Source organism: Timaviella obliquedivisa GSE-PSE-MK23-08B, assembly GCA_019358855.1.
Taxonomy (GTDB): Bacteria; Cyanobacteriota; Cyanobacteriia; order Elainellales; family Elainellaceae; genus Timaviella; species Timaviella obliquedivisa.
In genome coordinates, this window is the sequence record JAHHII010000002.1 from 434,373 (window position 1) to 446,441 (window position 12,069).

General features: G+C 44.6%; 11 protein-coding genes. 3 read left to right on the plus strand and 8 right to left on the minus strand.

The window, feature by feature from the left end:
- Positions 1-457: 457 nt before the first annotated feature.
- Both KME11_05490 and KME11_05495 read left to right on the plus strand, forming a co-directional pair.
- Positions 458-1,150: a hypothetical protein gene (locus KME11_05490; protein ID MBW4514660.1), complete on the plus strand. Its 693-nt coding sequence runs from the start codon at positions 458-460 to the stop codon at positions 1,148-1,150.
- Between the two features lie 1,890 nt (positions 1,151-3,040).
- Complete coding sequence (locus KME11_05495; protein MBW4514661.1) at positions 3,041-3,595, plus strand: hypothetical protein; 555 nt, start codon at positions 3,041-3,043, stop codon at positions 3,593-3,595.
- Between the two features lie 129 nt (positions 3,596-3,724).
- Here the strand turns inward: KME11_05495 and KME11_05500 are convergent, their stop codons facing one another.
- The 8 genes from KME11_05500 to KME11_05535 all read right to left on the minus strand — a co-directional run bounded on the left by KME11_05500 (position 3,725) and on the right by KME11_05535 (position 11,071).
- Positions 3,725-4,906 (minus strand): GTP-binding DUF697 domain-containing protein, encoded by a 1,182-nt coding sequence (locus tag KME11_05500; GenBank protein ID MBW4514662.1) that lies wholly within the window; start codon positions 4,904-4,906, stop codon positions 3,725-3,727.
- Complete coding sequence (locus KME11_05505) at positions 4,906-6,108, minus strand: GTP-binding DUF697 domain-containing protein (protein ID MBW4514663.1); 1,203 nt, start codon at positions 6,106-6,108, stop codon at positions 4,906-4,908. The genes KME11_05500 and KME11_05505 overlap by 1 nt, the downstream gene beginning before the upstream one ends.
- A 220-nt stretch (positions 6,109-6,328) precedes the next feature.
- A complete protein-coding gene (locus tag KME11_05510) occupies positions 6,329-6,595 on the minus strand; it encodes a type II toxin-antitoxin system YafQ family toxin (GenBank protein MBW4514664.1) in 267 nt (88 codons plus the stop codon).
- Positions 6,596-6,597: 2 nt separating this feature from the next.
- The gene (locus KME11_05515) at positions 6,598-6,804 is read right to left on the minus strand and encodes a hypothetical protein (protein ID MBW4514665.1); all 207 of its coding nucleotides are present in this window, start codon (positions 6,802-6,804) and stop codon (positions 6,598-6,600) included.
- Positions 6,805-7,308: 504 nt separating this feature from the next.
- Complete coding sequence (locus tag KME11_05520; GenBank protein MBW4514666.1) at positions 7,309-8,475, minus strand: NDP-sugar synthase; 1,167 nt, start codon at positions 8,473-8,475, stop codon at positions 7,309-7,311.
- 355 nt (positions 8,476-8,830) lie between these two features.
- The gene (locus tag KME11_05525; GenBank protein MBW4514667.1) at positions 8,831-9,745 is read right to left on the minus strand and encodes a segregation/condensation protein A; all 915 of its coding nucleotides are present in this window, start codon (positions 9,743-9,745) and stop codon (positions 8,831-8,833) included.
- Positions 9,746-9,851: 106 nt separating this feature from the next.
- Positions 9,852-10,037, minus strand: coding sequence for a hypothetical protein (locus tag KME11_05530; GenBank protein MBW4514668.1), 186 nt, complete (start codon positions 10,035-10,037; stop codon positions 9,852-9,854).
- A gap of 194 nt (positions 10,038-10,231) precedes the next feature.
- The gene (locus tag KME11_05535; GenBank protein MBW4514669.1) at positions 10,232-11,071 is read right to left on the minus strand and encodes a carbohydrate ABC transporter permease; all 840 of its coding nucleotides are present in this window, start codon (positions 11,069-11,071) and stop codon (positions 10,232-10,234) included.
- 209 nt (positions 11,072-11,280) lie between these two features.
- On the opposite strand from KME11_05535, the gene KME11_05540 reads away from it, so the two are divergent.
- Positions 11,281-11,976 carry an aldehyde oxygenase (deformylating) gene (locus tag KME11_05540; GenBank protein ID MBW4514670.1) on the plus strand — a complete coding sequence of 232 codons (696 nt, stop codon included), beginning with the start codon at positions 11,281-11,283 and terminating at the stop codon, positions 11,974-11,976.
- Positions 11,977-12,069 lie beyond the last annotated feature (93 nt).

Below are 12,069 nucleotides of genomic sequence, written 5' to 3' on the forward strand. Positions count from 1 at the left end.
AGCGCAGTTGTTAGCTTTGTGCTCTTCCCTTGGAATGGCTTCCCTACATTTTTGATGTGCCTGATTACAGATTGACTTAGAGTGTATGTTGTTTGTCGAAAGAGATTATGCCATAAATGAGAAGTCTAAGTATTGTTACTGAAATAACCCATGTCAGAACCCGTTACTCTTACTGTGGGCGCGATCGCCGCACTGGCATTCGCCAAATTTCTGGAATCCAGTGCTGGCGAAGCAGCTAAGAAACTTAACTCCATTTATTCTTAGAGGAAGATATAACGTTAAGCCAGAAGATAGCTGAGCTTGAAAAGAGGCTTACAGCACTAAAAGCCTCTATCAGATGTAATTAAACCTTTCCCCACGAGAAACAGCAGCAATGAAACTTCAGTTAAGTTCGATCGTAGCTCGATCTTCATCGTTAAGCCCATACCCACCATTTAGCAAGTAGGAAATTCACCCGATGCTCTCTCCAGGCTTTCACCAGAGACTGCAAGATTTAGAAGACCATATTGCTCAAGAACAAGAACTTCTCAGGGAATTTGAGGAGGTATTGAGCTACGAAACGAACCCTCGCCGCAAAGCCGGATATCGTCATGACATTGAGCGACAGCAGAAATCCGTTGCTAGCTACCGACAGGAATATAACGAACTCCAACAGCAACTGACAGGTCAACCCTCGGCTCGAATGCAGGAGATGGGAAATAAATTGCAGCAAATGGATGCGAAGTTGAACATTTTACTGAGCAGTCAGGTGTCTATTTATGAAAACCTCGCTCGAATGCGTCAAGACTTGTTGCTCCGCTATGACACAACGGAGCAAGCCACGATTGAAGCAGTGGCTCAGCATCTCGATCGAAATCAATTGCTGTTGACACAGAACCTTCTGGACGCACTGGAAGCGAACCAAGTACCAGAACAGCAGATGCAGCAGATGCTGGCAGTGCTAGAGGAGCGCGTCCCTGCTTTGCCTCCCAGTCAAGCTGCCGTTGCTGAAATTATTAAAGCCCCTGAATTAGATGCTAGGCACAAATTGAAGTTCACACTACCCCTTGTGCCTTTTCTAGTGGACTACGAAGGCGAGTTGGAGTTGGCAAGTGGCTTCAACATCAAGTCAGCCTGGGAGCAACTGCTGACTAAGTTACGGAGGAAGTGAGAAGTGAACCTGCACCAGTACCTCGAAGAACAACTGAAAGAAGATTTCAACCTGCTCAAAGAGTATGAGGAGAAGCTACGTTGTGCCACAGATCCACGGGAAAAGCGCAGGTGCAGTAATGAAATTCAAGAACTAAAACAACGAATCTCTGAGAGGGAAGCTGAAATCCAAGCACTGAAAAATGTTAATCTATCACCGCAAGCTTTGATTGAGCATTATCTACAGGCTGACTTAAGCGAACTAGAACCAGCAGACATCCGAAAAATCGAGCAAGCCCTGCAATCTAATACTTTGGATGCAAGTACGATCGCTCAGGGATTCATTCTTTTAAAAAAAGAGAAGGGTCTCGATCTTGTTATCAACCAGTTGAACTGGATTCTTGAACTGGCTTACATTTTTGATGGTGCCAAGCCTCGCTACTTTTTACCTGCATCCAAACCAACGGGACGATTCGCTTCAACAGCTTGGATAGAAACTCTGTTAAAACAAGGTTTACCTGGGGATTCTTCTTGTAGTATTGCATTGACTCTGGGAGCCTTCGGTGTTTTTATTCCTGAAATGATTCCACCTCTACGATTCCTGTTCATCAATTCAAAGTATCCGATTGAGAGCAGAGATGCAGCATTAGTCTATTTAAGCCTAATGGGTTCGTCAGAAGTTACATCAATGCTCATCCAGGCAGCAGATACCCCCGAAAGTGAAGATGATTATCTTTACAGCCGAGGGCTATTTGGTTTGTTGCTAATTGATAATGTTAACGTGCTTGCAGAGCAGCTTCGTAAGGCGTTGCCATATGCAGACTTAAATTCCTATGCTTTTGGACTTGCAGGTAGCCGTGATCCTCAGGGTCGAGTTTTATTGGAAACGATGAAGAACCATTCCAACGAGCGGGTTCGTACTGCAATAGCAAATTCACTCAACAGCCGTTGGATATCAGCTCCTAGAAATGCTAGTTCAATTGTCGCTGTTGAGGCACAAGACTTACTTGCTAAACATCAGATTCATCAAATTCAATCTGCTCTCAATCTGATGGAATCATCCTACGTTGATGAGTGGAAACTTTGTTTCCTAACGTCCAACCAACACTTAGTGCTAGAAGATATTCTCATAAAAGCTCTTTCCTTTGAAGATCAAATAGCTCAGCGTAAAGCTATCAAGGCGCTATGTTGGCTCATGGGTACAACTATTCAAGAATGGAACAGTAGTTCAGAGTCGATTGTAGGTAAACGCCCTCCACTCTGGCGTAGACAATTGTCTTCTGAAAAGATTCAAGAAATAGAAAAGTTCTTACGGGGACAGAGCCTTGATCCGAAGACTCTGGCGGAAGGCTGCTTGCTCCTGACAAAAGAGCAGGGTATCAATCCAGTGTATAGCCAAGCAGATTGGATATATGAGATTGCTGTTATTGCAGATGGTGCTAAACCCCGACGACATTTAATCACTCCAAAACCGACTGGTCGATTAGCTTCTGTCGATTGGATGAAAAAGTTTTTAGTCAATGAATTCCCGCAAGAATGGTCGTGTTGGATCGCACAAACATTAGGAGCACTCGGAGTTTTTGTCCCAGAGATGATCCGTCCTCTTACGTTTCTATTTACCAACCCAAAATATACAGAAGCGGATCGGGATGAAGCGTTAATCTACTTGGCAATGCTTGATATTCCCCAAGCAGCACCAGTTATAGTTCTGGCTGCTGATCTTATCTTGAGAAATAATAATTCCCAAGATGAGTATTATCCTGGGCGAGGGCTTTTAGGATTATTACTACTTGATGATATTAATATTCTCGCTGAACAGATGCTCAAAAACCCCCCGGATACTTATATGGTTCCCTATGCCTACGGACTCGCAGGTAGCCGTAATCTACAGGGTCGAGTTCTGTTGGAACAGATGAGAAACAATTCAAATGAGCGAACTCGCGCTGCAATAACAAACGCACTTAACCGACCCTGGATAATAGCTAATTCAACAGAGGTAGCTTCTTCTCCTCAAGATCCTTCTCCTAAAACCTTTTTTGGTCAATTTACAGACAAAGCCATAAAAGTGGTTATCCTAGCTCAGGAAGAATCGCGACGTTTAAAGCATAATTTTGTAGGCTCTGAGCAGATTCTGCTAGGTTTAGTTGGAGAAGGCACAGGTATTGCTGCCGCAACGTTGAAATTGAACAAAGTCAATCTCAAAAATACACGAATTGAAGTTGAGAAGATAATTGGACGTGGATCTGATAATGTTGCAGCGGAAATCCCATTCACACCAAGAGCTAAGCGTCTACTGGAGCTATCGAAAATAGAAGCTGATCAACTTGGGCATAACTATGTTGGCACTGAACATTTACTCTTAGGGCTTATCAGAGGAGGTGACGGAGTTGCAGTGCAAGTCCTCAAAAAGCTAGGTGTGAATCTACAAAGACTAAGAAATTTAGTTTTACAGGCGATCGCTTCATAGCTCAAACAAGATTGCTATTAACGGACTATTCCAAAACCCACATTCCATAGTTTCCAAGAATTCAATAAAAATCTTCGCAAGGCAATCGAATTAGTCCTTGCTACTGCTTGAAGTTGCTGATTGTTGCAACTAGGTGTCCTTCTTTGCATCTTTATAACCTTCTTTGGCAGTCCTAAGAATGGTTTGAACAGACTGTTTATCCTTCATAATTTCATCAACTGCTGTTTTTAAATCTTCTTCGTTAACTTGCCCTGAGTTTTTCGTACTCAGCAATTTTGAGATTGCTTTCATGTAAATAATTCCTGATGCCAATGTAACTCCATAAATAGTTGCACCCATTACAGCAGCACCCCCAACTGAACCGAGTCCAGGTACAAACTTGATTACACTCCCAACTACCATAGTTGCTACAGCAGCACCCCCCAGATTAGTCACAACGCCAGTCGCAAGACTTTTGATAAGATTTTCAGCAAATGGTAATTCAAGTTCCCTATTAATACGTACGTACATTGTCCAGATGTTAGCTGCTGCTGCTGCCATATCTGCACCAGGCACTGGGATAAAGGCACTTCCAACAGCAATTCCCGCGTGCAACTTGACAATCCCAGCTAATTTTCCTGGAAGACTTTCATCAGCTGTTCGATTCAATGCTTTCGCTACTTCAGCAGCTACTTGAAATAATTGACTCTGGTTATTCATAGATTTACTCTCCGTTTGTTTTTTCTGTGCAACCATCTCTAACTTGAAAGCATTCCCTACAGTTGTAGTTAGCTCTAGTAAATCATCAACCCCCCAAGCATCGATCGTAGTACCGTCAGGTAGTCCTAAGGATTTGGCTAGGACTGGAATTACCGGTACGTTTTCTGGTACGTTAGCTTGAATAAATTCAACATATTGCTCATAGTCACCATAAGACTGGGTAACCGTTACAATGCAAGGAATAGCTAAATCCCTGCAAAGATTGACGAACGTTTGTTGCACCTTCTGCCATCTGGACGATTGGGCGCTTACGCAAAGCCAAACACAGTGAAGCTTTTTGCTGATGTCTATATCTTTTGAACGCTCGTTTATAAATTGATTAACTGCTTCAACGGTCTCTTGGAAAGTCTCAATCTCAAAGCCTTTTGTATCAAAAAGCTGTAGCTGACTCCTAGGCACTTTGTACGAAAAGATTTCCTGTGTGACGGGATTACCAACGCCAGTCATTGATATATTGAAATTGAATACTGCATTAATTAAGGTACTTTTGCCTTCCCCAGTATTTCCAATAATAATCACATTAATGGTGTCATCCGTTGAGTTAAAGGTCATCACTTTTGCCTTCTAATCGATTCTTCTATTAGTGTTGTTGCACCTGACACAATCTGATGTTGATGAGTTGACAGGGCTGATGAGATCGCGTCGATAATTGAACCTGCTGTCGGAGATGTACCCACTCGAACCATTTCACCCACGGTGGCAATATATGCGGTGCCAAATATTTTAACGACTGTTCCCGCAATAGTGCCGCCAACCAGTGTCGATATGATCTGACCGACAAAAGGAATGAACTTCATCGTTTCAGTAAAAATTAACTTCCCTCCCACTGTCGCCATGACAATTCCCAGAGTGCCTTTTGCAACAGCCATTTGCCCTTGTTTCCCAAGATTAATTCCTAGCGCCCTATTGATCTGATGAATCATGTTCATTTCAAGCGGAATTAACAATGCGGCATGACCACCCGGAACAAAAGCAGCAGGGAAAGATAGACTAACTGCTCCAAGTGCGGTCACATTGACCACTTTAGTCGCAGTTTCTAGTTTCCGGTTAAAATCAGCAACCTGGGAAAACTTCAGTGCCGATTGACACGCAGTAGGGATTAGATTGAGGGTTGCATCCAGTAGTTGAACCAACCCAAAAGGTGCTACACGGAGTTTGCCAAAATACATTTCTTTCGCCAACGCTGGAATAATGCTATCCGCTTCAGGCAAAGAGTCACTAATAACTTTCAAGAAAGCCTTAGAGGAATCGTCTTTCAAGTAAGACTTTGTAATGACCACAATAACGGGGATCTGAAGTTCAGAGCAAAGGCGAACTAGGTCAATGTGTACCTGTTGTAACCGCCGTGATGTTGCTGCGATACAAAGCCAGACTATGTGAATATGCTGCTTGCTGTCCTTCTGCTTTCGGCAAGATTCAATTAATTCCTTTACTGCACCAACCGTTCGCTCTGAATCTAGAACTTCAAAGCCTTCGGTATCAAATAGAGTAAGAGGCTTGTCTCGATATTCATAACACTGAATTCCTTTCGTTACAGGAAAGCCAGTACCTGTCGCTGCTAGTTCAACGCCGAGCATCGCATTAGCTAAGGTGCTTTTACCATCTCCGCTGTTTCCTGCAAGCAGAATATTAACAGGAGAATCGAAACCCAGAGCCTCATTGTTTACAAGATTGTCAACTTCATGAAGTTCTTCGCTATCTAGCGTGAGATCGGGTGGTACTGCCCAAGGATCGTTTTGGTCTTCACTTCCCATTAGTTATCTCTTAACCAACTAATTGAATCGTTCCAACGATCATAAACGAGTTTTTTTCCTGTCAAGATATGCTCTGAATTGCCACAGCCCTCACCGAGCGATCGAAGGCTAACGTTGCTGCTCAGTGGCTGTCAGTAATTTCAGTAATTTTTGCATCCACACCAGAAACTTGATTCAGTCCGCTGTAACAGCGTTGTTGTGCTGCCGCAACTGCTCCTGCTCAGTACACCTCGTCATGGCTACCAATATCTACAAGCACAGCTTTTTCATTTTCCGTGAAGTAAAACAATACTCTCTCATCATAAGCGACGCTAAAGCTCCAAAATTCCTTGAGCTTGCCCGACAGTTTATGCGTTTTCAAGCTTGGATCAAATGGATCTACAGTGAACTGTTCCAACTTTTGCCAAAACCTTGCTTCTGAATCTACATTGCCTTTGAAACGTTTTCTGAACGCACGTTTGAACGACGAGCTGAAACTGACTTCCACAATCATTCCTTTATCAATTGTTTTAATTCATTGATATTGGAGGAAAACTTCAGTTCACCTTCCTGCTGTTCAACTTGGGCTGCCTTGAAGTTAGTATATATCTCGTCACGGCGCTCCTCGCGGAGGTATTGTTGCAATAACAGTTGAATCTCACGCTTTTCATCTGTAGAAAGACTTTTGACCACCTCGACCACATCACTAAAAGTCATCAGTTTCAAAACCCCATCGTGCTGATTCACTCAATCTAACACGCTGCTTGGCTCTTGAGGTTACAAGCTATACCCCGTTTCACTTTAGGCTGTTTCTAGATTTCTGAACGCCTGCTGGGATAGAACTAAAGCCCAGATTTTGGTACGCTGGGCATTTTTATCCTACGAGATAGGCTTCAAATTATGTCCCAACTGAGAATTCAGGAAGCACAACTATTGGTTTAGCGATTCTAATCTAGCTACTCATGATGGACTCAGTTATTGACCGAGCACCTCGCTCAATTGTCTTAAATTAAGCCCACCTAATGAATCTCCTTAAACAGTTCTCTTGAGAAGCAAAGCGAAACGCACTGCTGCTAAAGTTTGAAGTAGTGCGCTTTTCTCTAAACTCCTACAGAACTTTATCAAGGACTGAGAATTGCTATAGACAACGCCATAGACAGGCTTTGCTCAATCAGATTTTCTTAATCTTAATCAGATTTGAATGGTTTGAGGTGCCCATCATTATTTACCGTTAATGTTGAGTAGCTCAGCGATCGCCCGATGCTCGTCGGGCAAGCTGGCAGGCATATCATGCCGCGTGTCGGTAATTAACCAGTCTAGCGCTGCTGCCTGAACATCGATCGCCACACCCGTCTTATCGACACAGTACCGACCAAACACTAGCTTATCCACCAACCGTACGCCTTCACCTAAGCGAGAGTATTGAAAGATAACGCTATTATCAACCGTTGCATTGCGGCAAATATGACAATTCGGTCCAACCATGGCAGGGCCAATAATGGTTGCTCCATCCTCAATTTGGGTCATACCGCCAATGTAAACGGGGCCCTCCACATGAACCTTGTCCCAATTGACTGCAACATTGAGTCCAGTATAAATTCCGGGAGCCACTTCATGCCCTGGGATCTGGACATTCTTCACCTTGCCTCTTAGCACATCCCGGATTGCCTGCCAATAATCAGGCACCTTACCAATGTCTACCCACTCAAAGTCCATGGATATTCCATAAAACGGAGCACCCTTCTCAACCAATTGAGGAAATAACTCACCGCCAATATCAAACGCTACGCCCGAAGGAATGTAGTCAAAAATTTCAGGTTCAAAAATGTAAATCCCAGTGTTGATGTCAGTGCTGAGAGCGTCTTCTACAGCAGGCTTTTCTTGAAAGGCTTTGATTCTTCCCGTTTCGTCGGTGACCACAACCCCGTAGCTGGAAACTTCTTCTTGAGGTACAGTTTTCATGACGACTGTGGCGATCGCCCCCTTCTCACGGTGCTGACGAACAGCTTCGGTCAAATTTAAATCAATTAAGGCATCGCCGCAAAGTACCACAAACGTATCATCAAAAAATGGTGAAAAGTCCTGAATCCGCCGCATTCCGCCCGCCGAACCAACAGCTTCACCGACCAGTTCGCCATCAACGATGCGCCCTTCAAAGGAATAGGCAATTTGTACGCCAAAGCGCTGACCATCACAAAAATAGCTCTCAATTTCGTTGGCGAGGTGGCTTACATTCACCATAATCTCATCGAAATTGTGCTGCCTGAGCAGTTCGACCAAGAATTCCATTACAGGCTTCTGCAAGATGGGAATCATAGGTTTGGGAATAGTATAGGTAATAGGACGAACGCGCGTACCTTTACCAGCGGCCAGAATCATGGCTTTCATAAGTTTCCTAACCTTTCCCTTGATACATCTATATAAGCTAAAACCAGCAATTTGACGGATTGAAATGCTAACAGACTTTGCTCTAGCGTTTCACAATACTTAAAAAATGCCAAAGGCAATGGAACAATTTTGCAGAGTTTGTTAGCAAAACGCAAGCAATAGTGGGCGATCGCCACTTAAAAAACGAAGTAGACACTCAATAATATGCCTACTGGGATACTATCGCCAAGCTTTACCCCTGACCTTTACAGCGCTTTTTTAATTCTCTGACTCTTCCCTTTAAGATCCTGAGCAGGTGAGAGTGACAGCTTAGTGGATAGCCTTTGCCCAAAGTCAATGGTTTCCTCAGCGTTCGTTAGTCAGAAAGGACAAAAGCTGCTGATTGAATAGACTCAACAGAAGCGGAGTGATCGACCAAACTTCGCACTTTAAGGTCTTGATAAAACTCTTCCTGCGCTAGCTCTACCTTAGACTGAGCAGATAGGAATAGCAACGCCCAAAATACGCCAACCCGATCGTGGGTAGAGGCGTGAGAAGCCGGTTGCGGAGAGGTAGCAGTTTGAGAACTAGAAACTTGAGAACTAGAAACAGGTTGTGGCTGAGCCGGATGTCCTTCGACTTCTTCATACTGAGGAGAACCTACCCATAGATTTAAAAGGAGGTCGAAGTCACACCATTGGTCTTCGAGGTGGATGGCTTGCCAGTTTTTGTCCAGGAACTTGGCAAGGGCTGCCGCGACCTCTGAAAGGTTTTCTTGGTGGGCAAGTTGGGCGATCGCGCGAATGGCTTGGCTGCGCGACTGAGGACGAGGACGACGAATGCTGGCTCGCTGCGGTTTAGGGTCAGCCACTGCCGCAGCCATTAAATTCAACTGGGCAATCAATTCTTGCAGCGTTACCCGCCGATTAGGTGCAGGTGGAGCAGTCGCTCGCCGTCGAATGCGTCGCTCTAGATGCAACGGCAAAGGGGCAATGAAGTCCTCGGCTTCTAACGATTCCTCAGGTTCTTCCTCAATTTCGCTGCGGGCTAAGGTGTCAGCTTTGAGCAACAGCAGGATAGAGGTGTACAAGAATGCCTGCCCCGACTGCAATAAATCTGCCTCATAGGGGGCACGTCCAGCCTCAGAGGATGACACTTCTAGAGTCGGTTGCAGCTTACTTAAGAAGCGATCGATGACCTCGACCACCTGAACATCCCAGGGGTCTATTTCTCCTCGCTCGGCAAGGTCAATCAGAAGAGCGATCGCATTTTGGGCTAAAGAAAGCGTCATGAGCAGCAGCAGAAGTTAACTGATACTAGCGCGAACCCATCCAACTGATACCTGTAAGCCCAGAATTACTGGAAAACCCGTAAAGATTTAGACAGCAACGAGAGTCCTACAGCCGATGAACCATTGCTTGCAGGCGCTCTAACGGATATTCTGCCATAAACGCTTCCCAAGGTCGGGATTGACCTCCCGCATTGTATACATACAACGTCCCAGAGATCGTTCGGCTAGAAGTGATTAAATCCAGGGCTCGTGCCAGGTTCATACATTGCGTTAGTTCGTTGGGAGTGATCATTGTTGAGGGGAATGCATGGTAAAGTGGTTCTAAGTCAAACAGACGTAAGCCTCAATCTTATTGCGAAGAGCCTCTTGTAGAACAGATTGAAGCAGACTAAGCACCCTTAACTTTAACGTAACCAAATCCTGGCATGTTTGTCACCTGTACCGTCTGAACCAGTCATAACAGCAACACTTCTTAAAGAAACGCTCTTAGTTCTTCACGCCTGTCGTCGCAATTCCTTGAATAAACTGGCGCTGACTAAGCAAAAACAAAAGCACCATCGGCAGAGTTGTAATAACTACCGCAGCCATCAGCATTGACCAATCATTGGTAAACTGCTCCTGAAATTCTGCCAGCGCCAATTGCACCGTGCGGAGTTCTGGGCGGGTTGTAAAAACGAGAGGCTTAAACAGGTCGTTCCATTCCCCGATAAACGTAAATAGGAAAAGGGTGAGAAGAGCGGGACGAGCCAGGGGCAGCATAATTTCCCAGAGAATCTGCCAGCGTGTGGCTCCATCCAATGCTGCGGCTTCTTCTAGCTCTACCGGAATAGTCTGAAAATACTGCTGTAGTAAAAAAATTCCAAACGCGTTCGCTGCGGTCGGTAAGATCAATGCCCCGTAGGTATTAATCAGATGCCCCCACTTCAGCACCAAGAATATGGGAACGACCAAAATCTGAAATGGAATAATCAGCGTGGCTAATAAAATCAGCAGAACGCTCTGCCGTCCCCAGAACTTAAATCGGGCGAGGGCATAGCCAGCCAGTGCAGAAGTGAGAATTTGGCAAGCCGTTACGGCTAACGCTACAACTGTGGAGTTAGCAAATGCTAGTAAAAATTTTCCTCGCTGCCAAGCCGCCTGATAACTTGCCCAAGTCCAGCCAGACCCGTTTTCAGCAGGAGTCAGAGAAGTTACCAAGACGATCGCCAACGGCAGCAGCACTAGAATTGCGCCCAGTAGCAATAGGAACAGACTAAACCAGGAGAAGAGGGAATTGAGGCGCTCTTGCCGATTATGCCAGACTTTTTCTGGAGAGTTGAGGGTCATAGACGGCTATGCTCTGAGCTATTGGGCTGATTACTTATGGAACAAATCAAAGTCTAAGCCGATTCTTATGGGTACTAACTTGTAAAGAAGCCTTTGAAACCGTTAGGGTGTAGTAGAGGAAGAGTGGAGTACAATGCCCCGAGCTTCATCACATTATTTTTAGACCGACAAAAATCGGCACACTTTTAAACTAGGAGATGACTGAATTTATGCAGCAGCTTGAAATCGGCTCAGATATTGATTTTCAAAGCGAACGTTATAAAGACGCTTACAGCCGGATTAACGCAATTGTAATTGAGGGTGAGCAAGAAGCTCATGAAAACTATCAAAAACTTGCTGAGCTAATCCCTGGTACTCAGGATGAGCTGCTAAATTTGTCTAAGATGGAAAGCCGACACAAGAAAGGATTTCAGGCTTGTGCCAAAAATCTAAAGGTGACTCCAGATATGGACTTTGGGCACGAGTTCTTTTTGACTTTACACCAAAACTTTCAGGATGCCGCTGCCGAGAACCGTATTGTTACCTGTTTGTTGATTCAGTCTTTAATCATTGAATGTTTTGCAATTTCTGCTTACAACATCTACATTCCCGTGGCAGATGATTTTGCTCGCAAAATTACTGAAGGGGTTGTGAAGGAAGAGTATATGCACCTCAATTTTGGTGAGGAGTGGTTGAAGGCTAATTTCGAGGCATCTAAGGAAGAACTAGAAGAAGCCAATCGCCAAAACCTGCCCATTGTCTGGAAGATGCTCAATGAAGTTGCCGCTGATGCACAGGTTTTGGGCATGGAGAAAGAGGCGTTGATTGAAGACTTTATGATTAGCTATGGCGAGGCATTAAGTAATATCGGTTTCAACATGCGTGACATTATCCGGATGTCTGCTTATGGGTTGACAGGCGTATAGGCTAAGTCTTCTCAAGGCTTAAGCATTAACGCTATAGAAGACGGTCAACATAATGCCGACCGTCTTCTATAGCTTTTTGGATTAATTTTTTGA